Annotated in this window: 19 protein-coding genes; 7 read left to right on the forward strand and 12 right to left on the reverse strand. The window is 41.8% G+C overall.

Annotated features, from left to right (window positions below):
- Positions 1-269: 269 nt before the first annotated feature.
- Positions 270-674: a hypothetical protein gene (locus HG267_RS08230; protein ID WP_045872865.1), complete on the forward strand. Its 405-nt coding sequence runs from the start codon at positions 270-272 to the stop codon at positions 672-674.
- Here HG267_RS08230 and HG267_RS08235 read toward each other — a convergent pair.
- From HG267_RS08235 to HG267_RS08250, 4 genes are all read right to left on the reverse strand, one after another.
- Positions 655-1,392 carry a hypothetical protein gene (locus HG267_RS08235; protein ID WP_045872866.1) on the reverse strand — a complete coding sequence of 246 codons (738 nt, stop codon included), beginning with the start codon at positions 1,390-1,392 and terminating at the stop codon, positions 655-657. The two genes, HG267_RS08230 and HG267_RS08235, sit on opposite strands and share 20 nt — an antisense overlap.
- A gap of 22 nt (positions 1,393-1,414) precedes the next feature.
- Entirely contained in the window at positions 1,415-3,496 is a 2,082-nt protein-coding gene (locus HG267_RS08240) for an acylase (RefSeq protein ID WP_045872867.1), read from the reverse strand.
- Between the two features lie 201 nt (positions 3,497-3,697).
- Positions 3,698-4,102 carry an ExbD/TolR family protein gene (locus HG267_RS08245; RefSeq protein WP_045872868.1) on the reverse strand — a complete coding sequence of 135 codons (405 nt, stop codon included), beginning with the start codon at positions 4,100-4,102 and terminating at the stop codon, positions 3,698-3,700.
- On the reverse strand, positions 4,086-4,739 hold the full coding sequence (locus HG267_RS08250; RefSeq protein ID WP_045872869.1) for a MotA/TolQ/ExbB proton channel family protein: 654 nt from the start codon (positions 4,737-4,739) through the stop codon (positions 4,086-4,088). The genes HG267_RS08245 and HG267_RS08250 overlap by 17 nt, the downstream gene beginning before the upstream one ends.
- 304 nt (positions 4,740-5,043) lie before the next feature.
- Here HG267_RS08250 and HG267_RS08255 point away from each other — a divergent pair, with 304 nt between their 5' ends.
- Positions 5,044-6,759: an energy transducer TonB gene (locus HG267_RS08255; protein ID WP_045872870.1), complete on the forward strand. Its 1,716-nt coding sequence runs from the start codon at positions 5,044-5,046 to the stop codon at positions 6,757-6,759.
- A gap of 457 nt (positions 6,760-7,216) precedes the next feature.
- On the opposite strand, the gene HG267_RS08260 is transcribed toward HG267_RS08255, so the two are convergent.
- A complete protein-coding gene (locus HG267_RS08260) occupies positions 7,217-7,984 on the reverse strand; it encodes a thioesterase II family protein (RefSeq protein ID WP_045872871.1) in 768 nt (255 codons plus the stop codon).
- A 299-nt stretch (positions 7,985-8,283) separates the two neighbouring features.
- On the reverse strand, positions 8,284-9,822 hold the full coding sequence (xisF, locus tag HG267_RS08265; protein ID WP_045872872.1) for a fdxN element excision recombinase XisF: 1,539 nt from the start codon (positions 9,820-9,822) through the stop codon (positions 8,284-8,286).
- 31 nt (positions 9,823-9,853) lie between these two features.
- Here xisF and HG267_RS08270 point away from each other — a divergent pair, with 31 nt between their 5' ends.
- Both HG267_RS08270 and HG267_RS08275 read left to right on the forward strand, forming a co-directional pair.
- Entirely contained in the window at positions 9,854-10,768 is a 915-nt protein-coding gene (locus HG267_RS08270; protein ID WP_045872873.1) for a hydrogenase small subunit, read from the forward strand.
- Between the two features lie 109 nt (positions 10,769-10,877).
- Positions 10,878-12,473, forward strand: a complete 1,596-nt coding sequence (locus HG267_RS08275) for a nickel-dependent hydrogenase large subunit (protein ID WP_045872874.1) — start codon at positions 10,878-10,880, stop codon at positions 12,471-12,473.
- 94 nt (positions 12,474-12,567) lie between these two features.
- On the opposite strand, the gene HG267_RS08280 is transcribed toward HG267_RS08275, so the two are convergent.
- The 6 genes from HG267_RS08280 to HG267_RS08305 all read right to left on the reverse strand — a co-directional run bounded on the left by HG267_RS08280 (position 12,568) and on the right by HG267_RS08305 (position 19,090).
- On the reverse strand, positions 12,568-14,235 hold the full coding sequence (locus tag HG267_RS08280; protein ID WP_045872875.1) for a DUF262 domain-containing protein: 1,668 nt from the start codon (positions 14,233-14,235) through the stop codon (positions 12,568-12,570).
- 224 nt (positions 14,236-14,459) lie between these two features.
- On the reverse strand, positions 14,460-14,879 hold the full coding sequence (locus tag HG267_RS08285) for a type II toxin-antitoxin system VapC family toxin (protein WP_045872876.1): 420 nt from the start codon (positions 14,877-14,879) through the stop codon (positions 14,460-14,462).
- Positions 14,880-15,104 (reverse strand): hypothetical protein, encoded by a 225-nt coding sequence (locus HG267_RS08290; protein WP_045872877.1) that lies wholly within the window; start codon positions 15,102-15,104, stop codon positions 14,880-14,882. It lies immediately after the preceding gene.
- Between the two features lie 94 nt (positions 15,105-15,198).
- Entirely contained in the window at positions 15,199-16,815 is a 1,617-nt protein-coding gene (gene murJ / locus HG267_RS08295) for a murein biosynthesis integral membrane protein MurJ (protein WP_045872878.1), read from the reverse strand.
- 129 nt (positions 16,816-16,944) lie between these two features.
- Positions 16,945-17,451, reverse strand: a complete 507-nt coding sequence (locus tag HG267_RS08300; RefSeq protein ID WP_045872879.1) for a pentapeptide repeat-containing protein — start codon at positions 17,449-17,451, stop codon at positions 16,945-16,947.
- Between the two features lie 130 nt (positions 17,452-17,581).
- On the reverse strand, positions 17,582-19,090 hold the full coding sequence (locus HG267_RS08305) for an LCP family protein (protein WP_045872880.1): 1,509 nt from the start codon (positions 19,088-19,090) through the stop codon (positions 17,582-17,584).
- Between the two features lie 115 nt (positions 19,091-19,205).
- Between HG267_RS08305 and HG267_RS08310 the strand changes: the two genes are divergently transcribed.
- The 3 genes from HG267_RS08310 (at position 19,206) to HG267_RS08320 (ending at position 23,230) form a co-directional block, all read left to right on the forward strand.
- Positions 19,206-20,270 (forward strand): mannose-1-phosphate guanylyltransferase, encoded by a 1,065-nt coding sequence (locus HG267_RS08310; RefSeq protein ID WP_045872881.1) that lies wholly within the window; start codon positions 19,206-19,208, stop codon positions 20,268-20,270.
- A 327-nt stretch (positions 20,271-20,597) separates the two neighbouring features.
- Positions 20,598-22,241, forward strand: a complete 1,644-nt coding sequence (locus HG267_RS08315) for an ABC1 kinase family protein (RefSeq protein WP_045872882.1) — start codon at positions 20,598-20,600, stop codon at positions 22,239-22,241.
- A 5-nt stretch (positions 22,242-22,246) separates the two neighbouring features.
- Positions 22,247-23,230 carry an ATP-binding cassette domain-containing protein gene (locus HG267_RS08320; RefSeq protein ID WP_045873025.1) on the forward strand — a complete coding sequence of 328 codons (984 nt, stop codon included), beginning with the start codon at positions 22,247-22,249 and terminating at the stop codon, positions 23,228-23,230.
- The last annotated feature ends 64 nt before the right edge of the window (positions 23,231-23,294 follow it).

Raw genomic sequence — 23,294 nt, forward strand, 5'->3', positions numbered from 1 at the left:
AATTGAGCAGGCCTCACAAGCAGATGGCACGAAGATAAGGCTTTTGGGTGCGAGGTGTCAGGTATTGGGTGTAACGCTTGAATTTGTCGGGGAGGTACTAATACTTTTCGGTTAAGGGCAAAATGGGGAAGGGGAAAAGGGGCAAGAAAAAACCTTTAACCCTTACCCCTTACCCTTTCACCTTTTCCCCAAACTAAATTCCGAGTTGAAAATCCTTAACCGAATCGCTCAAATATCAATACTATAGTAAATCAACATATAGATTTAATATGACGCAGAATAATTCAGACAAAGATATAGAGTTATTAATCATTGGTAAATGGCAATATGAATATCAAGGTTTTGCATATCATACAGAATTTAAAAGGAATCTTACTTATGAATTAAATGTCAAAGGAGACAACTTAATTACACAGTTAGCGATGGGTTTCTTAAGTCAACAATTTTATGGAGGCTGGTATGTTAAAGATAGTACAGTGTATCTCATGGATAAACAAATACCGAATTCATCATTAAATTTAGATTCTGGAGATAAAATATCAATTGGTGGAATTTTCTCTAATTTTCTAGCTATTCAAAAGCCTGATAAATTTGAGATATTTTCAATTGATAAAAAACATATGTCCATTAAAATGAAAACAAATTCCTACTTAATTATTTTTCGTGAAAAGTGAATGCGGCTTTTGTCAGTATTGTCATAGTTGCTTGGGAAGATAAACCAACACAAGCTGCTAGTTCTTCTAATGCTAGGCGTTCGCGTGCGTTTGTATTTAACATTTCCGTTGCGGCTGCAACATAGTCAGGATTCGCCAAGCTAATCTGATGGGGAACAGTAACTTGGGGATTCACACTAGCAATCCGCTCAGTTTTTGCTTCAGCAACGGCAAGCTGTTGCATTTTATAGGCGGCAATTTTCTTAGCTTGTTGGGCTTGTAAGTAAGCTAGATAGGATTGTAAAACTGCTAAACGTTTTTGCTGTTTGGCTTCTTGCCAACGAGCTTCTCTTAGTGGTAATTCTTGAATAATGTTCAACAATTTAATGGGATCAAATGTCAATGCGATCCCAAAACTACGTTCGCTTTCAGATAATATCTCAGGCAAGTTGTAATTGGTTGTGCTTTGAGATGGTGAAAATTCCACACTCAAAATATCAGTGAAAGCACCCCATCCCATTGCCGCTTTTGCCTCCCCTACTTGCGAAGACTGACGCTGGGCGATCGCTACTAGCTGCTCAATAATTTTTAAATCGCGATCGCTAATTTCAGTCTGCAGCGTTTGGGGTTCATTATTTAGCTGTTTATTTTCTGATAACGCTGGTAAAGGCAAACTCATCAGCGTTATCAAAAGCAGAATCTTCCCAATATGCTGGCAGATTTTCGATGCATAACTCATAGTCTATAACCAGGCGAAGCTCTTAAAAAGTTTTGCGTTCCTCCAGGTTTGCTAATATCTCTGGGCGAGTTCGCCAAATAGGACGCAGTTGCTTGCGAGCAAATAGCGGTAGCTGATCGGTAATGTGGGGTGAACCTGGTTGAGTAGCGTTACCATAACTGAGCAAGGCCATTGCTTTAATTGGTTGCGAGAATTCAATAGCTGCAACATAACTATCTCCAGCCACGGCTTGAAAGCGTTCATCTTTAGCTGGAGCAAAATAGAGGGTGCGGAATATACCTTGATCCCCATCACCACCATTGGCGGGTAAATCTAAGTTACCGCTATGCAAACGGAAAACTTCACCCCAAGCTACATTTAGCTTGCCATAAGCTTTTTCGACTTTTGTTGCTGCTATTTGTAAGGCTTTTGCTGCGCTGTCTGGATCTTTTAAACCATCGGGTGTGGTGCGGGGAGATTTCTCGCTCCAAGGAATACTAAAGATTTCCCCCTTAGACATTTCTTGCCACCAAAAGGAAAACAATACTGCACCACGACTATCAGCATCAGCATTGCGATCCCAAGCAGCCAAAATATTAGCAGCACGACGAGTTAATTCATTGCCAGATTTTTGCGCGGCGGGAATTAAATCATCAAGGATACGTTCTGCAAGTTCCATGTTTGTAGAATGCTTATACTTAATCATTTCCGCAAAGGAAATTTGGTTATCTTCAGCTAGCATCTTTGCAGAACTCTGGGCGCGGAAATCCATTTCTCCTCGTGGAGCCATGTAAGCAGGGTAATCATCAGCTTTGATCGCAACTGGAAAAGTAGTTGTCCAAGGTGGATCGTTGGCATTTTGCAACCAACCGCTAGGCGGATCAATTACACGTGGTAAATCCTGGTACGGGTGCATTTTTGTCCATAAAGTTTTGGAGGTATCACCAGGAATTAAGCCTTGCCAATATTGAAAGTCTCCCTGTTGCCGAATCGGTACCAAACCGTTGAATAGGTGCATGATATGCCCTTCTCGGTCTGCATACATGACGGTAAACATTGGCAGTTGTAAGCGTTGTAATATTCTTTGAAATTGGTCAAGGTTCTGGGAAGCCGCCATATCCCACCACTGTTCCAACACCCCAGGACGGTCTAAGCCTACAACCCGCAGTGCTAAAGCTTTACCCTCTTTTTCTTGTACTACTGCACCTTGAACGGAACTTTTGACCAACAAAGGTTGTTCAACGAGGGAGCCGTTTTTTTGTTTAACCTTTAACAAAAAGTTTTCTGTGGTGAAGGGACGGACTTTGTCATCTAAAAGATAACCGCCATCAGCCAACTTCAATTCATACAGATCCCAACCATCATGGGTATTGACGGTGTGAGTCCAACCTAAATTATCGTTAAAGGCGATCGCTAATACTGGAATTCCTACCAAGGTTGCGCCATAAGCATTCATCCCTGGGGCCGTTAGTTGTGCTTCATACCAAAGAAACAAATCTGACCATAACAAGTGGGGGTTTGCCAGTAACATTGCTTTACCACTTGCAGAATGTTTCGGTGCGATCGCCCATCCATTAGAACCAGCTTTCGGTTGAGTTTGAGTATTATCTGCTACTTGGTCTTGGTTAACAATAAAAGTAAAGTACAGCACTCTTTGCAAGTGTGCCAATACATCTTCTGGCTTTACAGGTAATACAATTTCGACATCATCATCAATTAAATCAGGATGTGCTTTTGCATAAGTATTTATCCCATTAGCAAAGGCATTTATATAACCTTTAAAAGCTGGACTTTGTGCCTGATACCAAGAATTAGCACGATTAGGTACTCCCATCGTTACTACCCATTTATCAGACTCTAAATAATCTTCTCCCCAGTACTCGGCTGCTTTTCCCCTAGCTTGACCATAAAGGCGCAACAGCAAGTTAGCGTGACTTTGCATCTGCGCCCAACCAAACGCCCGAAAAGCACTTTGAACATCTTTACCATATATATGCGGTATACCGTAGGTATCCCACAATATTTCTGTAGTTCTCGGCGCAGTTGCAAAACTGTTATTGCCCAAAACTACAACTAAAATTGCACAGAGGATAAAGGCTAAAAATCTCGACAATTTTCTGTTCATGGAAGTTGGGGATTGGGGACTAGGGACTGGGGACTAGGGAGATGTAGGTAGAAACAAAGCGCCTGCTCTGCGAGTTCTTCGTAGGAGTACCCGTAGGATATGAGATGAGGAAGCAGAGGATAAATTCTCGATCCCCATTAGCAATTACCAATTACCAATTACCAATTACCAACTACCAATTACCAATTACCAAACCCCTAACTAAGGCTTTTGAGTTGCAATAGCTAACCTTGCACCTTTAACTTGACGCACTTGATCCATAATCGTCACAATCTCCCCATGTTCAACTTTGCGATCGGCGTTAATCACAACAATTGTGTCTGGAGTAGAACCAACCAAAGCACGTATCTGTTCTGTGAGTGCATCAACTGTTGTTGGCTGTTTATTTAAGCTAATTTTGCCGTCTGATTCGACTGTCACAGTTACTTTGGTGGGAACTTGTGACTGTTGGGAAGTTGCAGCTTGAGGTAAGTTGACGGGTAATCCCTCTTGGCGTGTAAGAAAAAGGGTAGACATGATGAAAAACGTCAGAATAGCAAAGATGACATCAATCATCGGCACAATATTAATCTGTGCGGGTAGATCCGGTTCATCTTGTAGACGCATAGACTTTGTCTCCTCGTTCATAACGACGGCGGTACAACAGTTCTAATTGCCCACCATATTCTTGAATCAAGCCAGTTTGACGTTGAGCCAATCCTCGGAAAGAATTAGCAAAGAACAGGGTAAAAATTGCCACAATTAAACCGGAAGCTGTGGAAACAAGCGCTTCACTAATCCCTGATGTCACACCTGCAGTTTTTGTCCCACCAACATCACCAAGGTTGAGGGAAGCGAATGAAACAATCAAACCCAATACCGTACCCAACAAGCCAAATAGTGGCGAAAGTCCGATGATTGTGTCAAAAATTGTGTTGAAACGTTTGATAATTGGTAGTTCCGCTTGTGCTTCACTTTCTAACGCCAAGCGAAACTCTTCTGGAGTCGGTTCTTCTAATTCCAACGCTGCAAGGAAAATCCGGGGAATCGGTAAATTTGCATTCTGACGGGACTTTTCAATAGCTCCCACCACATTATCCATCCGATAGAGATTGAGAATCTCTCGTACTACCTTGGCTTGGCGAGTATTGACTCGATACCAAAACCGCACACGCTCAACAATCAAAGCTAACGCCACAACAGAGAAAGCCAGCAGGGGCCACATAACCACGCCACCCGCAGCAAATAAATTTTTTATCCCCATAAATCCTTTAGTTCAATTTCAATGGATATGCTGATGCCGTCAGTTTCCAGTGGAGTTGAGATATACTCTCAACTGAGAATTATATAGTACTGCGAATACTTCTCAACATGATGTGAAAATATAATGACAGCGAATTAGTAAATTATTCAAGTGTTAGTGATGCAATTGCTCTTATTTAACAGTTTTTCGTCGCCAATATTTGAAAAACTTACGCAAAAGCAATGTCAGAATATTTATAGATATTGATTGACTTTTGCACCCTGACACTTTAACCTTTTTAGTGAGAATAGATGGCAATATACTTATGAGCTTCTCCGGCACTACTTTCGAGCAGCGTGAGAAAGAGACAAAGGCGCTTAAAGGTTTTCTGGTTTTGAGCCTAATAGGTTCCCTCGGCTTTCATGTAGCGGTACTCGCTTCTGGGATTGGTAATTACTTTTCCAGAGTGTCTCCAGTTGAAGAGGAACCAATCGAGGTCACAGTTATCGACACCCCAGAAGATAAAAAGCCGGAGCAGTCTCCCCAAAAGCTTGAAGTTAACGAAAAAGCAGAGGTTCTGACAAGTTCAACGAATAATTCTAAAACTGAAACTATTGTCAAACCTGAGAACCCAGTAAAACCAGTTCCGCTTCCTGCCAAAGTGGAATTACCACCTCCACAGCCTAAGCAACCTGTTGTCGCAGAGCCACCCATTCAAAAGTTGGTAGAGAATTTGCGGAAACCTATCGAGCCAATAAAACCTCAAGTTCAGCCAGTAAAACCAGAAACCAATGTCGCCCAGAAGCCTGTTGACCCAGTTCCAGCAAAATCTGTTGCTGTAAATAACGCAAATCCTACTAATTCCAGTAATTCCGGCAGTAATTTACGCGATACTCTGCGAGGTATTAGAGACTCTAGTAGGAGTCAGTCGGTTGCTACTAATAACGTCAGCACTTCCACAACACCAGGAAATGGTGCGCCTGGTGGTGGTGGTGGCGGGGGTGGCGGCGGTACATCAGTTTTAACTGGTAACGGAATTGGCAGTATTGGCGGTTCTGGTACGGGTAACGGTTCTGGTATTGGTAGCGGTACAGGTTCTGGCATTGGCAGTGGCAGTGGTTCCGGTATCGGTAGTGGTTCCGGCTCAGGTATTGGCAGAGGTAGCGGTTCTGGTGTCGGTAGTGGTTCCGGTTCTGGTACAGGTAGCGGTAATGGTTCTGGTGTCGGCAGTGGCAATAATGGAGGAGAACGAGTAGCTACCACATCCACAACGCCAAAATTACCCAGTAGTGGTGATGGTCGAGCAGCTTGTGAAGAATGTAATGTTAGATACTCCGAAAGAGCTAGACGGCGTAAAGCAGAAGGAAGAGTTGCCGTAGCTGTTGATACAGACTCTAATGGGAAAGTTACTAATGTCAGACTGATTGGTTCCAGTGGTGATAGAGACTTAGATGAAGAACATCTCCGCCAAGCTAGGAACTGGAAACTCAAGCCCTCTGAAAGTGGTAGACAAGGAGTCCAAATAGCTACAGAGTATGCAATACAAGGTTCACGTCGCCACAGCCAAGTTAGGAAGCAGCAGCAGGAACGAGAAGAACGCCAAAGAAAACAACAAACAGCAGCTTCTTCAAATAACAACTCTGGTGAAGAAACACCACGGCGCAGGCGGCGTATAGAAGCTGCGGTGGCTGGGGGTAACGATGTTCCTGTAACATCAACCAGACAGCAAAGCACTGCTAGTAGTAGAGAATCAAGACTCAACCGGAGATTGCAGCGCGCTAATACCGCAGAAGCAACACCAACAAGGGTAAGAAGTTCTGAAGGAGAAAATTCTATTGGAAATCGTCTGCGACGCAGACAACGGGAAGTTACGGCTGATGTGAGAACATCAGGAGAAACACCACAACGTCTGAGAAGACGGCGACGCACTGTGCAACCATCTTCGCAACCATCAGATAGTGCTAGTCGTTTACGAAATGCTCTGCGTCGGAGCAGTCAGCCTGCTCCTGTGGCTGCACCTAGCCCAGATGCATCACAGTAGGGTGATTTGCAATACTTGTTGGTTAAGGGTAAAAGGGGAAGGGGAAAAGGGGTAAGCAAAAACCCTTTCACCTTTTCCCCAAACCAAATTAAGAGTTGAAAATCCTTAACCGAGCAGTATTGAGGTGATTTGGAATTAGGCGAACTTGACACTTATGGGCACTGCCGTGCCCCTACAATCTGTCGCATTCTTTATACAAATTTGTATAAATTTTGGACTGATAAAATTGGGCTATAAGTAAATAATTATGAATTCGTAGTAGAGCTTCTACTAATTCGGTTATACCAAATCAAATAATGTTGGCGGCAGATAAATCCTTTGTAAGGGCACGGCATCCTCAATCTTTTGGCATATCAAATATCTTACTGGTGCCGTGCCCCTACTCATCTATCGCGTTCTTTTTTCAAAATGGTATTAGTCATTGATATTTTTTAATTAATACCTTTTAAATTAAAAATCAAGTTGGTAATTTATTAGATAAGTATTTAGTTAATGTTTCTAATAAAGGAAGTTGGGCAGAATTTATAAAAAAGTGATCTCCGGGGAACATATGTAACGAAAAATCAGCTTTGGTATGCTCTTGCCATGCTTGTAGTTCATCAAAACTAACTCTTGCATCTTCTAATCCACCAAAAGCGATAATGGGACATTCTAAAGGTGATTCAGGAGTATAAATGTAAGTTTCGAGAACTGCAAAATCAGCCCTTAAAATTGGCAGAAATAGCTCCATAAGTTCTGCATTTTCTAACACTTCTGATGGTGTACCATTGAGGTGGCGCAATTCTTCTATAAAATCTGCTTCTGGAAGGTTATGGATTACTGCTTCTGAGCTAGGTAAGTGTGGGGCGCGACGAGCAGATATAAATAAATTTACTGGGATAATCCCATACTTTCTGCGGAGTAAACGTGTTAATTCAAAGCTGATCCAAGCACCCATACTATGACCAAGAAAGGCAAAGGGTTTATCTAAGTATGGGTAGATATGGGATGCGATCGCATCTACAAGCGGTTCTATTTTACTGAATGGTGGAAACTGAATTTGTCTGCCTCTACCAGGAATTTCAACTGCACAAACTTCTATATTTGATGATAGAGAATTTGACCAAGTACGAAAAATTAAAGAGCTTCCACCCGCATAGGGAAAGCAAAATAAACGTAAATTGGCTTGTGGCTTAGGCTGAGGGCAAATTATCCAAGAGTTAAAATTTGAGTTATTTGTATTCATGAAAATTGCACGATATTATGTAATTAAATTTTTCTGAGTTTGATGTAAAAAAACAAATAATGGTGAGAATTATCTACAAATTGTAATCTTAAAATTATACCAGTTTCGTACTGTTAGTTTTTGGTTAAATTTATTCTTGATGTGTCTCCATAAACCTTGTTCGTAGAGAACAGAAATTTTGTGGCTCAAAGCTAATCTAAATTTATAGATAGATAACGCTACAAATGAGAATAGAATCGGATAAGGAATTTTGGTTGCGTCAATTAGAAGAATACCGAGCACTTGTTCGTCAAAGAAAACTAAAGAAACTCAATACTCAAAACAACTCTCCCATCAATCACAATACGACGGACAAGTTTGTTTAGGATGCGTTTTTTATCCTCTGATGTGCGGCTTTCCCAGTATTCGCGATCGCGGAACATTTGCACTAACTCTTCTCGCACTATCAGGCTACGTTTTGTAATGTTTTCGTGGAGACTTAAGATACTAGCAATTTGGTCGCGGATACCATCTTTGGCTTGCTCTACAAAAGGATTACTAGGTATCTTCTCTAAGGCTGCTAAACTTTCGCGCAGTTCTTGCACTTCTGTTGGTTCAGGATTTTTATCTTCTTCAAAATCTACCATTCCCGCTAGCCTAGTAGCTTCATTTACTAGCAAATCAGCTACCTGAGAATCTAAACTCCGACTATTTAGCATCTCTTTGGCATCGCAACGTCTCAAGGCATAGTAAGTACATTGATAGTAGGCTGTATATTCTCCATTGCGATCGCGTCGGGATGACATCCGAGTTAATGCACCGCCACATCGACCACACTTCAATAAATTAGCAAATGGGTTGATATCTTCTTGACGTGCAGCCCATTTATTATGGCGATTTTGACGAATTTGGCGTTTGATTTGTTCGTGTTGTTCGCGGCTAATTATCCCCTCATGGGTATCCCAATTACAATCCCATTGATCAAAATGGTTGATTTGTTTACCTGAGGGACTGGATGTGGTGACATTAAAGGGTGTCCCACCTGCGTGTACAGGATTAACTAAGAAGTTTTTTAACCCGGCTGGCGACCATTGTAAGCCAGTCCAAGGGTATCTTTGATAAGTTTTTCTCTGATTTTGTAATAAATCAAATTGCTCGATATCATCAGGCATAATCCGATGATTATCTTTTAATTTTTTACTCTTTGCGTCTACTTTCCCGCTTACCCCAAATAACTCATTTAAGAGATTGCAGGTTTTTCTCACACTACCGCAACTATCAAATATTTCAAATATAAATAAAGCTAATTCCCAAACTCTAAAACTTCTTTTCCCTTCTATCAGGGAAACGCACCAGCTTTCATCTTTAACATAACAATCATTCATTACCTTCCAACCAAAAGGCGCAAACCGATGGCTTTTCCTCTGCACCATACGATGCTTGCGTTCAGCAGATACACGGCTGGATAACATTTTAATTTCAAATTTACTCGCCGCTAACAAAATATCTATTGTCAACTCCCCACCCAGACTTTCTGTATCTATGGTTTGGTCGAGTGCTACTAGCTTGATACTTTTACTGCGTAATACTTCCAACAACGAGTAGAACAGTTTTGATGATGAACCAATGCGGTCAATTCTGGTAACGACTAAATCGCTGACAGTACCCTTGGGCGATGTTTTTAAATCATCAATTAATTGCTGTAACCCAGTCCGTACTTCAGTGGTGCGACTTTGAATATCCCAATAAAAGCGATCGCATCCGACATTTTTACCTCTTTCTAGCTGTTTTTTGAGTGCGTTGCGATCCTCTTGTTGTTCAATCGTCGAAACCCTACCATAAAACCATTTCTCGCCCATAAGGAAAAATTTATTCTATAGTGACTATAATATGTCCTTTCTCAACGCTGAAGAACCGACAGTATGCGATTTAATAGCGGACTTTGGCATTAAACTACTTTGGCATCCCTCCTTGGGTGTGGAACTAGGCGATAATTTACAACAACTACTCCAAGATTGCATTTCCGGGAAAATTCCCCTAGATATCTTGGTATTTGAGGGTAGTGTTGTGAATGCCCCCAATGGTACAGGTGAATGGAACCGCTTTGCCGATCGCCCCATGAAAGATTGGTTAAGTGACCTCGCCCAAACTGCTAGTTTTATTGTGGCTGTAGGAGACTGTGCTACCTGGGGAGGTATACCAGCTATGTCACCCAATCCTAGCGAATCCCAAGGTTTGCAATTCCTCAAGCGTGAACCCGGTGGTTTTTTCGGCACAGACTTCCGCACCAAATCCGGCTTACCCGTGATTAACATTCCCGGATGTCCCGCCCATCCTGATTGGATTAGTCAAATTTTAGTGGCGATCGCCACCGGACGTTTAGGCGATATTACCTTAGACGAACTCAATCGTCCGCAAACCTTCTTTAAAAGCTACACCCAAATCGGATGTACGCGTAACGTCCACTTTGCCTATAAAGCATCCACTGTGGAATTTGGTCAACGCAAAGGATGCCTATTCTACGATTTAGGTTGTCGTGGACCCATGACCCATTCTTCCTGCAACCGTATTTTGTGGAATCGGGTCTCTTCCAAAACCCGTGCTGGTATGCCTTGTTTAGGATGTACCGAACCAGAATTCCCCTTCTACGACCTTAAACCAGGAACCGTATTTAAAACCCAAACTGTCATGGGAGTTCCCAAAGAACTACCACCAGGAGTCAAAGCAAAAGACTACGCCTTACTGACAATGGTAGCCAAAGACATCGCACCACCTTGGGCAGAAGAAGATATTTTCACAATTTAGGGAATGGGGCATAGGGCATTGGGCACAGGGCATTGGGCATTGGGTGAATAACCAATATCGTTGACCCTGGACTCTTGACTAATGACAAAGGACAAAGGACAAATAACAAATGACAATTCAAACATTAGACATCTCGCCAGTCGGTAGAGTCGAAGGTGATTTAGATGTCCGGGTGGAAATTGAAGACGGATATGTAGTCAACGCCTGGACTCATGCAGAACTCTTCCGGGGATTTGAAATTATCCTCCGTGGTAAAGACCCCCAAGCTGGATTAATCGTTACACCTCGCATTTGTGGTATTTGCGGTGGTTCTCACCTGACTTCTGCATCTTGGGCACTGGATACACTCTGGGGTACAGAAGTTCCACGCAATGCGATTTTAGCAAGAAATTTAGGTCAAATTGTCGAAACTATCCAAAGTATACCCCGCTATTTTTATGGTCTATTTGCAATTGACCTGACTAATAAAAAATACCGCAATAGTCGGTTTTATGAAGAAGCTACCAGACGCTTTGCAGCTTTCACAGGCACTTCCTACGAACTAGGTGTGACTATTTCTGCAAAACCTGTAGAAATTTACGCTTTATTAGGTGGTCAATGGCCCCATTCTAGTTACATGGTTCCTGGCGGTGTGATGTGCGCCCCCACTTTAACAGACATTACCCGCGCTTGGTCACTATTAGAATATTTCCGTACCAACTGGTTAGAACCGGTGTGGTTGGGTTGTTCTCTGGAACGCTACGAAGAAATTCAAACTTATGATGACTTCATGGATTGGCTAGATGAAGACCGCAAGCATCGGGAATCCGACTTGGGTTTATATTGGCGCATGGGTTTAGATATTGGTCTAGATAGATACGGCGCTGGTGTTGGTAAATATGTGACTTGGGGATATTTACCCCATGAGGACAAATATCAACAGCCCACAATTGATGGACGAAATGCGGCGATGATCATGAAGAGTGGAGTGTATGACAGCTTCAGCGACACTCACAGCTTGATGCACCCATCTTTTGCCCGTGAGAATACTACTCACTCTTGGTACGATGAGGGTACAGCCGATGTTTACCCAGGCGATCGCACAACTAATCCCATTCAAAAGAATACAAAAGACTTCGATAATGCCTATTCTTGGGCCAGTGCAGTCCTCCACAAAGATTTCGGACGCTTAGAAGCAGGCCCCTTAGCGCGTCAGTTAGTTGCAGGTGGTAAGCATGGCGAATCTTGGCAACACCAAGACGGGTTTATTTTAGACGTTTTCAAGCAAATGGGTGGCCCTAGCATTCATGTGCGTCAGTTAGCACGAGTTCACGAAATTGTCAAGCTTTACCGCCAAGCCGAACACTGCTTGCGCGAATTTAAGTTAAACGACCCCTGGTATATCAAACCCCAAGAAAAAGATGGTAAGGGATGGGGTGGAACCGAAGCTGCACGGGGTTCTTTGTGTCACTGGGTAGAAGTAGAGGGCGGTAAAATTAAGAACTACCAAGTTATTGCCCCTGGTACTTGGAATATTGGCCCTCGCGATGGTAATGGCGCACGTGGCCCGATTGAGGAAGCTTTAATCGGCACACCTATCTACGATTCTAAAGATCCAGTAGAAGTAGGTCACGTTGCGCGATCGTTTGACTCTTGTTTAGTATGTACAGTTCACGCCCACGATGCCAAGACTGGTGAAGAATTGGCGCGGTTTAGAACTGCTTAAGTTTAAAAGCAAAGTGGTGCGAAGGTAAGCGAGGAGGTACGCGGAGAATTTTCCATCGTACCTCTATCTTACTTTTGGATAGTAGTATTTATATTTATTCAATAGTTGTTAAATCTTCTTCAAAATCATCAACTAAATTCGATTGTCCTTTTTTGTCTATTTCCTGCTTAATAATTCTTTTAGAAATTTCTCGACTAACAACTTTTGCTCTTTCAGATAAAAACTGGTCATAATCATCATTCCAAATCCCAAAATTATCTAAATTCTCTATTAAATGAGTTTTCATAGTAGTCGCCAAGTCATGATTTATTGCTTGAAATTTAGCCATGTACTTTGAAGGTGGATTTGCTTTAATTTCCCTTTTGTTCAAAAAGTCGTCTACTATGGTGATGTTTAGAATATGGTTAATGTACCAATCTAAATAATTCTTTCCTCTTAAATGTGCTTTTGGAAAAAAGTGATGATAATTTTTACTATTTGCTTGTTTGAGCCAATAGTTACTGACATTGACGATAGAGTTATCATTAAATGACTTTGGTTGATGATACACATATATACATAAGATTGCTTTGATATAACTTCTAGAAGTACTAAACCAACCATTATCCTTAATAAATTCTGCTGAAGTATCAACTGACCAATCATAGCTAGGTAAATTTCCAGCAAGAATTTCATCTATTCTTTTTATATCTTGTGCTAATTTACTTTCTACAGAAGAAGAATAGCGTCCAGATAAAGAACATCTCCAGAAAAAATCCTCTAGATATTTTTGTTTATCATCAGTTGGTTTATCTTTGTGGTGAAAGAAGAAATATGAAAAGGGAATGATTAAGGCATTATATGGAAGTAACTGAGAAACCGGGATACGATAAAAATTTCTGAAATACTCTACACTGCGTTCAATAGCATCTATTGCTTGGCCCCAAACATTAATAAAACTATTCTTGTCAAGTTTTAATATGACTTGTCTTTTACACTCTTTGGAGAGAATGATTGAGACAAATTGCAGTACAGTAGCATCAGAAATAGTCTCATAATTGAAAGGTCTAAGATTTTCTATGAACTCTTGAAATTTTTCTGTTAAATCGAATTTCTTTTCGTAATCAAACGTTTTAGCAGCCATAATCTCAAATAAAGACAAAGCTTGACCACTAACGTTTATCCTTGTAAAAATCTCTGTGGCTATTTCTATCGGTGCATCTTTGACCTGAATTATTGAATACTGATAGCTTTCAATCCTATTTTTATAAGTTTGAAGTTTATCATGATATTTCTGAGGATATGCTGCTAAAAGCAAAAAACTACCTTTGAGTAAATTGAGAATGCTAATTAAACTTTTTTCATCTTTACCCACAATATCAGTAATGACGATTTGCTCAGAGTCTTGAGCTTCTAAATCGATGAATATTTGTGAAAAATTATCTTCTCTTCCGTCTTCTCTTTTTAAAATAACGCCTTGCAGACTAGCAAACAAGCTAGTTAATCGCTGCTGTCCATCTAAAACGTAATCAACAAACTCACCTGGCTTTGGTTCTGGTAAATCTAGCTTACCAATATTTTTTACTGAGCGAAGACGTTCATTAGTGCGCCAAAAAATGAATGTGCCAATGGGATAACCTTTGATAATGCTGTCAATAAGGGCAGCAGATTTCTGCATTGTCCAAACGAATTCTCTTTGAAATTGGGGAATTTTAATTTGACCATTTTCAATTTCCCCTACCAAAGTTGAAAATGTTTTGGTTTGAGGTTCTGGTAGTTTCATATCGCACACCTAGACAAATTTTTTTGGCCGCTTCATCATAGCTTTCGCAATCAACTATGTCAGCAATGTGAAGCAAAAAATTAGTATCTAATTGTTTGATCAGTTGTACGTATAAACCTAGTTTTGACGAAAAGCGATCGCTCCTGCTCCATTTTTGATACCAACAAAGAGGTGATCGCAGTTCACCCTTATTAGGATATGGATGTTAAATAATGATGCTCTCTTCAAGTCCAATCCTGTATGCTTAAGCCGGAAATTTGTCCAAAATCAGCAGAATTTCGAGTCAATAGGATAGCTTGATTCACAAGCGCGATCGCCGCAATTTTTAAATCCATCGTTCCAAGTCGAGGATATAAGGCCTTAAGACGTTGAAATTCTTGGGCTGCTTGTCCATCAAATTCTAGGATTGGGATAGCACAGTAATTAGTTAATTGCTTCTTCAACTGCTTGTAAGCTTCAACTTGTCCCTCAAACGTCCTAGCCTTTGCCAGATAACTCAACCAGCCCCGTGTTTGTTCTTCGTAGCTAATAATGGTTGCTACAATCTCATTAGGATTGACATTTGCCAATCGCATGAGAAGACGCTGCGCTCCTGCTCCTCCGCGATCCAAAATGCTGAGATGATCTGTATCAAGAATGTACATCTAAGCATCACTTGATTCTATAGAGCCGGAACGCAGGGATTCACGATACTCACGTCCTAGCTCCATAGCTTCATCATAAGCTGAGTTTTCAGCAAATGTACCAGTTATCCTCTCCCACCAAGGTTTTGTTGGCAAAGCAACAACTTCCAATTTGCTTTTGAGGCTTGCAACTTCAGCCTCTAGATTTGCTACTCGTTCTTCCAGTGGTTGTGGAACTGTTGACATAACTTATTAATGATTAAGTCCTTTGCTTTTATTTTCTAACAGAGACTATTTGTAGTCTATATTTCATGCACAAGTTTAATCAAAGACTTACATACTATACTTGATTTCCCTTCTTCAAAAATCGTTGACGCATCCGCACAACAAAAGTATTTACCTCTGGTATCTTCATCCAGGAGGCAAAGATTGCAAACAAACCAAGACCTACTAAGCCAGCAATAGATAACTCTATTAGTAGAATTACTAAACCAGATTTACCTAACACTTGCTGACAACCGAATAAAGTTGCATAACTAGCTACACCAGAAACTAAGCTAGCCGCAGTTAAACTAATAATCGGTACACTCCACTCTCGCCAAGGTAAACCATTAAGTTTGCGATCGAGCAGCCATAACAGCATTAACATAGAGCTACAATTTACGCCTACGGTTGCTAACACCAAACCAGGCGCGCCAAATGGTTTCACAAAAAACCAATCCAGTACAATATTCAGAAAGATATTCAAAACACTAATGCGAAATGGTGTTTGACCATCACCTAAAGCATAAAATACCCGGACTAAAACATCACGCCCTAAATAGGCAAACATCCCAATTCCGTAAGCAATTAATAATGAAGAAACTAGCTTGGTAGCCTCTTGCTTAAAAGCGCCGCGCTCATATACTATCTGCACAATGGGGACAGATAAAGCCACCATCAGCGCGCCCAGAGGGAGCATAGTTACAGCGGTCAGCAATAACCCTTGACGAATACGTATTTTGAGATCTGGCCAATTGTCTGGCTCCGCCAATTTCGCAAATATTGGTAATAAGGGCAACAAAATAATATTAGAAATAATGCCTAAGGGAGTTTGGACTAAAAGATTGGCATAGTTAAAACCAGCCGCTGCACCGGGAATAGGACTAGCAAAATAAAGGTCTGTAGCCACATTAATTGGCATCATCCCAGAAGAGATGGTTGCCGGAGTCATAATTTTAATTACTTGTTGAACCCCTGGGGATTTGAAATCAAACCGTAGCCGTAATGTGCCTAATCCTAAGCGCCATTGCACAATTAACTGCACCAACCATTGCAAAATGGCTCCGGCTAAGGTTCCCCAAGCTAACATCATGCCGCCGATGTAAGCGTATTCTGGGAGGATAATATCTTTGCCGTATTGCAAAGCTAAAATCCCAATCCCTGCAACAACAGTAATACTAGATAATAAAGGACTAATAGAGAGTAACCAATATTGATTGGCAGCGTTGAGAGTACCAAAACCAATGCCAATTAAGCCAGAAAATAGAGCCATTGGGGCCATGATGCGGATTTGTTGGATGGCGATCGCTCTGGTAGTCTCTTTTAAACCATGACCAACAAAATCCACTACTACATCGGCAAAGACAATTTGCGCCAATGTCACCAGCAACAGCAATCCACCTACTAAGGTTGTAACTGTTTCCACTAAAGGAGCCGCTTCTTCTTGCTTGCGTTTAGCTAAAACGCTCACAATAGCACTGTGTAACGGCCCGTTCACACCACCGAGTAATATTAATAAAAAGCCAGGAATAATGTAGGCATAACTATAAGCAGTAGCAGCAGCACCCACACCAAAAGCAGCTGCGATCGCTTGCTGCCTTACTAAACCAAATACTTTACTAATTAAGGTAGCTATGGCAACAATGCCAGCAATTCCTGCAAATGAACGAGAGGGCTTTTGGTCTTGTTTAGTCACGAATAATACCTGACAACTCTAACTGAGTGCATATGTCAACACATTTAACCTGCAATTGTAGAGTCTATCAGGCAAATTATCAAAAATTAGTTATTTGGTGTTTGGGGTTTGGTATTGGTGATTTTCTTCCTATCGACAACCCAAACTATCGCGTGTGGAAACTCCGGTTACTGGATTAACTCCATCGGCGCGATCGCATAATAGCGATACTTGATAGCGGTCTATTAAAGCATCTGTAAAATCGGCACCAGTGATTTCAGCATCATAAAAGCGGCTGCGGGTTAAAGTTGCTTCTGTAAAAATGGCATTTTTGAGGTTGGCATTATCAAAAGTTACCCGATCCACTAAAGCGCCTGTGAGGTTTGCACCTTCTAAATTGGCTTTGAGTAACACACCTTTAGTTAAAATTGCATTTGTTAAGTTGGCTCCTGCAAAATTTGTGCCTCGCATTTCTGCTGCCACAAAAGTTACCCTAGCTAAATCGTTATGTGAAAAGTCACGATTCTCTAAATTAGTGTTGTTGTAATTTATTGTATTTATTTGAGCAAAGGCTGGTCTAGGAGTAAGAATCACCCATAAACCAGCCAATATCAAAATCAATATCAAGCTAAAAAAGCGTAACCAAAACTTTTTCATAACTTTTTTGTAGATTCAAAAGTCAAAAATTCATCATAAATTAATTTTAACTCTTGACTTTTGTACAGACGCAATTAATTGCGTCTCTTAAATCTACAGACGCGATCAATCGCGTCTCTCCAACTCTTAACTATTTCCAATCTTTACCAATTTGGATTGTCAGGTCAGATTCCAAATCACCAGTCGCAGTCACTTCAATTTGACCTAAACCAATAATTTTTTGGAGATCAATTCCTAATTCTCGCTTACCTCCTTGCACAATAATTTGAGTTTGGCGTTGGGTATCAGGCCAATCTGGTACCGGATAAACGTTGGTGAAGCCTTTTTGTTTGAGAGAGTTGATAACTTTTTGAGTTAACTGTGGTTGATTGGAAGCATTTTGAATAGCAATTTTGAGTTTAGTAACTGGTCGTACATCCGGCTTGAGACCAGGTACATTCACCCCAACATAATCATTCAATAGGCTTTGTTGCCCAGTCATATTCAACCAATAACTATTGGGGTCTTGGCTGAAGCGGCTGAAGCCACCAGGTAATACGGTCATTTGGAAATTATCCCGTTCCAGATTTACGGAAAAATTCACCAATGCCATCATTTCTTCAATTTTCAGGTTGGTGTCAAAGTACTTCCGCATAATGCGGGTTAATTGCGGCAACCTGGGTAAAACTGTAGGACTATTTAGGCGTTCTACTAACGCTTTCATCAGCGCTTGCTGTCTTTGAACTCGGGGTAAATCACCTAAACCGGGTTCGCGGTAACGAATAAATAGTTCTGCCTGTTCGCCGTTGAGCGTTTGCCAGCCGCTTACTAAGCTAACTGACTGACCAGAGGCGTTTTGATATGCCATTGGTTTCGGCACAAATACCTCTACTCCACCCAACTGATCTACCATTTGGCGTAAGCCGCTAGTAGAGATCCGCATATAGCGATCAATTGGTGCATTATTTAAAGTCCGGCTAATTACCCGCGCTGCCAATACTGGGCCGCCTTGAGCGTTAGCATCAGATACTTTAGTTAATCCCTTTTCTGGGATAGCAATCATCGTATCCCGAGGAATTGACAGCACCTTCATGGATTTATCGCCAGGGTTGAGCCTCACCATCAGCATCGTGTCGCTTTTGCCAGCAAAACTTTCTGGTGAGCCGTCAACAGTACCTTTGACTGGTTCAATCCCCATGATCAAAATATTCATGGGTTTTGAAAGCTGATATTCAGAGATTTTGCCCCATAATTCCCCAGGAAGTGGAACTTTTGCCTGTTCCTTCCCAGATGTTCCTGCGTCTTCTTCAGTTTGGTCGAGATTACTCCATAAAGGAGTCCACAACGCCAAGGTAGAAACTAGCAGCCCAGATAAAACGATACCTAAGACAACCGTTAACACCCACAATAGCCAGCGTGGCATGGTTAAGCCTAACCGCTCATAAAGCTGGTTAGGAATTTCACCTACAGACTCGACAACACCACGGGAAACATTAGTAGCTTGTTGGGGTCTATTTTCTTGCTCTGGTGCTACTGCTGGTTGAGGCGTAACTTGAGTATCTGACTTTGGTAATTGTTGAGGCTTAACCTCATCTAAATCTAAAGCTGGTACTTGTTGAGGCGTGACTTGATTTTCCGTCCATTGCATTTGTTTAATCACAATTATCTCCCCACTCAACCACTCCTTAAAAGTATGTTAGTCCAAGCTACAAATCTTGCCAGTAGAAAAGCCCACTGTAAACTTGTAATGTTCTTTAGTAAAGTTGTATGACATAATGACTAATTCATTGTTCCCGGTAATTCTTGCTGGTGGTAAAGGTGAGCGTTTTTGGCCCTTAAGTCGTTCGGGACGACCCAAGCAATTTTTAAGTCTTGATGGTAGCTCTAGAAGCTTATTACAAGCAACCGCCGATCGGTTGATAAAACTCGTGGGCGGGTGGGATTCTGTGTTTGTCATCACTTCTAATCAGATAGCTGAAGGAGTGCGACAACAGCTGCCAGAACTGCCTTCACAAAATTTATTGATCGAGTCAGAGGGAAGAGACACTGCCGCAGCTGTTGCTTGGACAAGTTTAGTCATTAAACAGCGTTATGGCGAGGATGCGATCATCGGTTTTTTTCCAGCAGATCACTGGATTGCCGATCAAGAAGCGTTTGCTAACACCTTAAATGCTGCTAGCTCTTTAGCGGCAAGTACAGAAGCGATTGTCACACTGGGGATCAAGCCTACTTTCCCATCCACTGGTTACGGCTATATCGAACAAGGCGAAAAAATTGGTACCTTTGATGAGTTGCCAGCTTATCACGTCAACCGCTTTACTGAAAAGCCCAACCGGGAAACGGCAGAAACTTTTTTATCAACGGGGCGTTTTAGCTGGAATAGTGGAATGTTCGTGTTTCGGGCCGGTGTTGTTCTCAAGGAACTATATACCCACGCGCCTGAAATTATCGAACCTCTAGCACAAAATGGCCCTAGTATCTATCCGCAGTTGCCTAAGAAAAGTATAGACTATGCACTTATGGAAAAGACCACTTTAGCATATGTCTTACCAGTGGCATTTGGCTGGGATGATTTAGGCGATTGGAATGCGATCGAACGTTTACTGAAAACAGAAGATACTCCTAATGTGGAACTTGCTACCCATGTGGGGCTTGATACCCAAGGAGCACTACTTTACGCCACCGATCCCGAAGATGTCATTGTTACCATAGGCTTAGAGGATGTAGTGATCGTGCGCGATCGCAAAGTTACCCTCATAGTCAAAAAAGACCGTACCCAGGAAATTAAACAAATCCTTAAAACACTCCAAAGCGATCCCCGATTTACCGACTTGCTATAGCTGTAAAAGTTAAAACCCTTGGCAGAGGCTAAGATTCTGCTATTTTCATTATAACTAGGTATTGGGGACTGGGTACTAGGTACTAGGGACTAGGAAGACAAAGGAAATTAATAATCCCCAATCTCCTGTCCCCAATCCCCAATCCCCAATCCCCATTACCCCTTATCCCCAGAGGGGGCCCCGAGTTCCCCAATCCCCAATCCCCAATCCCCATTACCCCTTATCCCCAGAGGGGGCCCCGAGTTCCCCAATCCCCATTACCCCTTATCCCCAGAGGGGGCCCCGAGTTCCCCAATCCCCAATCCCCAATCCCCAGTCCCCAAAAAAATGTTCCTCACTCAAACAGTTCCTCGTCAACGAGAAATTATTGAAGTAGTCCTGCGTAACGGCTGGGACTATATGCGTAGGTTACTTACTGGTGGTAAAGCTGATGAACCACAATTACCAACACCTGCAGTATTAAAAAACATTCTGGTGGATTTGGGGCCTGTCTATGTCAAACTAGGGCAGCTACTTTCTACCCGTCCTGATTTACTTAGCGCTGGCTATATTGATGAACTTTCAACTCTGCAAGATGAAGTTCCACCAGTTCCCTGGTCAGAAATTGAAGTACTACTGCGCCAACAGCTAAAAACTCCTTTGGAAGAGACTTTTAAAACGATTAATCCTGTAGCGGTAGCGGCGGGATCAATTGCTCAAACCCATAGGGCTACATTAGCAGATGGTCGAGAAGTGGCTTTGAAGGTGCAACGTCCGGGGATTGATTTAACAGTAGCTCAAGATATTGCCTTAATTCAAGGGATTGCTGATTTAGTCGCACGCACGGATTTTGGGCGAAACAACGAAATCAAATCTATCGCTGAAGAATTTACTAAAGCCCTAGAAGCCGAGTTAGATTTCACTAGGGAAGCAGAATATACAGACCAACTCCGCCGCAACTTATCCCAGGGTAAATGGTTTGATCCCCAACAGATAGTAGTTGCTGAAATTTATTGGGAGTTGACTACAGAAAAGTTGATGGTGATGGAGTGGTTAGAAGGAGTACCTCTGCTCACCGCAAATTTAAGTAATCAAGATGGTAAAGATCCGATCGCAGAACGGAAAGCGCTCACGAGTTTACTATTTAGAGCTTTTTTTCAACAACTATATATAGATGGATTTTTTCATGCTGATCCCCATCCGGGGAATGTATTTTATCTGCAAGATGGTCGGGTAGCTTTGTTAGATTGTGGCATGGTGGGTAGGCTCGATCCTCGTACCCAGCAGATTTTAACAGAGATGTTGTTAGCGATCGTCGATTTGGATGCTCAACGCTGTGCCCAGTTAACTTTACAGCTAGCAGATTCTAGCCAGCCAGTGATTTTAGCGCGACTGGAAAATGATTATGACCGGATGCTGCGAAAGTACCTCAACGTCAATTTATCAGCCATTAATTTCAGTCATGTCATTTATGAAATTCTGCAAGTCGCCCGCAATAATAAAATTCGCTTGCCCAGTAACATGGGGTTATATGCCAAAACCTTAGCTAACTTAGAAGGGTTAGCCCGTGGCTTCAATCCAGAATTAAACTTTGTTGATGAAATTCAGCCATTACTCACAGACTTGTTCCGTCGTCAGTTAGTCGGCGAAAATCCCTTGCGATCGCTCTTAAGAACAGCATTGGATCTCAAAAGTCTTTCTTTACAATCTCCCCGTCAGATTGAACTACTATTAGACCGAGTAACATCAGAAACATTGCAGTGGAATTTATCGCTGCGGGGTTTAGATGGCGTACGACGGACTATGGATGATGCTGCCAATCGTCTCTCTTTTAGCATCCTAGTAGGTTCACTGATTATGGGAGCAGCAATTATTTCTAACCACGCCCAGACAACTCAACTATCTTTGTTAAGCAATATCTTGTTTGCGGCTGCGAGTCTGTTGGGATTGTGGCTAATTTTGAGTATTTTGCGATCGGGTCGTTTAAAATGAGGTCTATGCCGATAATTGTGGCTGAAGACTTAAATAAATTTTATCCGGTGGCGGTAAAGGAACCTGGTATTAAAGGTACAATTGCTCACTTTTTCCGCCGCACCTACCGTTCTATTAAAGCAGTTCAGAATGTTTCCTTTGAAATTGCTACTGGAGAAGTAGTAGGTTTTTTAGGGCCAAATGGTGCTGGTAAAACTACTACCCTAAAGATGCTCACAGGATTAATTCATCCTACTAGCGGTAGTGTGAGAGTTGCAGGACAAATTCCCTTTCAGCGCCAAGAAGCATTTTTGCAAAAAATTACTTTGGTGATGGGACAAAAGCAGCAATTAATTTGGGATTTACCAGCTTTAGATTCTTTAAACATTAACGCGGCTGTTTATAACATCCCTGATAAAGAATTTCAGCGGCGAGTCGGAGAATTAACAGAGATGCTTTCCCTAGAAGGAAAGCTTACCCAACCAGTAAGAAAACTGTCACTGGGTGAAAGAATGAAAGCGGAACTTTTAGCCGCACTCTTACATCGTCCCCAGGTGTTATTTTTAGATGAACCTACCTTGGGATTAGATGTGAATGCTCAAGCTGGAGTTCGTGATTTTTTACGCGAGTACAATCAGCGTTATCAAGCGACTGTTTTATTAACAAGCCATTACATGGCTGACATCACAGCTTTGTGTCAACGAGTGCTGTTGATTCATCAGGGAAAGCTGATGTACGATGGCAGCTTGGATGAACTTTTAGAACGCTTCGCTCCTTATCGAGAAATTCATTTAGAGTTAGCTAAATGTTTGCCTAAAGAAAAACTTATTTCTTATGGAGATTTACAACTATTAGAAGGGCGAACGGTGCGTTTTTTAGTACCTCAAGATACACTAACGCAAACAGTATCTCAAATTTTAGCTGAGTTAGAAGTAGTAGATTTACAAGTAACTGAACCACCAGTAGAAGAAGTGATTGGCAAAGTATTTCAGTCTGGAGTTGTAGAATAAGTGCTGAGTGCTAAGTTGCAACAGACGCGATGAATCGCGTCTGTACAAGAGTGCTGAGTATGTG

It is taken from the genome of Tolypothrix sp. PCC 7601 (assembly GCF_025677855.1).
Taxonomy (GTDB): domain Bacteria; phylum Cyanobacteriota; class Cyanobacteriia; order Cyanobacteriales; family Nostocaceae; genus Aulosira; species Aulosira diplosiphon.

Excerpts from the sequence above, each read along its gene's own strand:
- HG267_RS08230 (WP_045872865.1), top strand. The coding sequence starts at position 270 with ATGACGCAGAATAATTCAGACAAAGATATAGAGTTATTAATCATTGGT.
- HG267_RS08235 (WP_045872866.1), bottom strand. The coding sequence starts at position 1,392 with ATGAGTTATGCATCGAAAATCTGCCAGCATATTGGGAAGATTCTGCTT.
- HG267_RS08240 (WP_045872867.1), bottom strand. The coding sequence starts at position 3,496 with ATGAACAGAAAATTGTCGAGATTTTTAGCCTTTATCCTCTGTGCAATT.
- HG267_RS08245 (WP_045872868.1), bottom strand. The coding sequence starts at position 4,102 with ATGCGTCTACAAGATGAACCGGATCTACCCGCACAGATTAATATTGTG.
- HG267_RS08250 (WP_045872869.1), bottom strand. The coding sequence starts at position 4,739 with ATGGGGATAAAAAATTTATTTGCTGCGGGTGGCGTGGTTATGTGGCCC.
- HG267_RS08255 (WP_045872870.1), top strand. The coding sequence starts at position 5,044 with ATGAGCTTCTCCGGCACTACTTTCGAGCAGCGTGAGAAAGAGACAAAG.
- HG267_RS08260 (WP_045872871.1), bottom strand. The coding sequence starts at position 7,984 with ATGAATACAAATAACTCAAATTTTAACTCTTGGATAATTTGCCCTCAG.
- xisF (WP_045872872.1), bottom strand. The coding sequence starts at position 9,822 with ATGGGCGAGAAATGGTTTTATGGTAGGGTTTCGACGATTGAACAACAA.
- HG267_RS08270 (WP_045872873.1), top strand. The coding sequence starts at position 9,854 with ATGTCCTTTCTCAACGCTGAAGAACCGACAGTATGCGATTTAATAGCG.
- HG267_RS08275 (WP_045872874.1), top strand. The coding sequence starts at position 10,878 with ATGACAATTCAAACATTAGACATCTCGCCAGTCGGTAGAGTCGAAGGT.
- HG267_RS08280 (WP_045872875.1), bottom strand. The coding sequence starts at position 14,235 with ATGAAACTACCAGAACCTCAAACCAAAACATTTTCAACTTTGGTAGGG.
- HG267_RS08285 (WP_045872876.1), bottom strand. The coding sequence starts at position 14,879 with ATGTACATTCTTGATACAGATCATCTCAGCATTTTGGATCGCGGAGGA.
- HG267_RS08290 (WP_045872877.1), bottom strand. The coding sequence starts at position 15,104 with ATGTCAACAGTTCCACAACCACTGGAAGAACGAGTAGCAAATCTAGAG.
- HG267_RS08300 (WP_045872879.1), bottom strand. The coding sequence starts at position 17,451 with ATGAAAAAGTTTTGGTTACGCTTTTTTAGCTTGATATTGATTTTGATA.
- HG267_RS08310 (WP_045872881.1), top strand. The coding sequence starts at position 19,206 with ATGACTAATTCATTGTTCCCGGTAATTCTTGCTGGTGGTAAAGGTGAG.
- HG267_RS08315 (WP_045872882.1), top strand. The coding sequence starts at position 20,598 with ATGTTCCTCACTCAAACAGTTCCTCGTCAACGAGAAATTATTGAAGTA.
- HG267_RS08320 (WP_045873025.1), top strand. The coding sequence starts at position 22,247 with ATGCCGATAATTGTGGCTGAAGACTTAAATAAATTTTATCCGGTGGCG.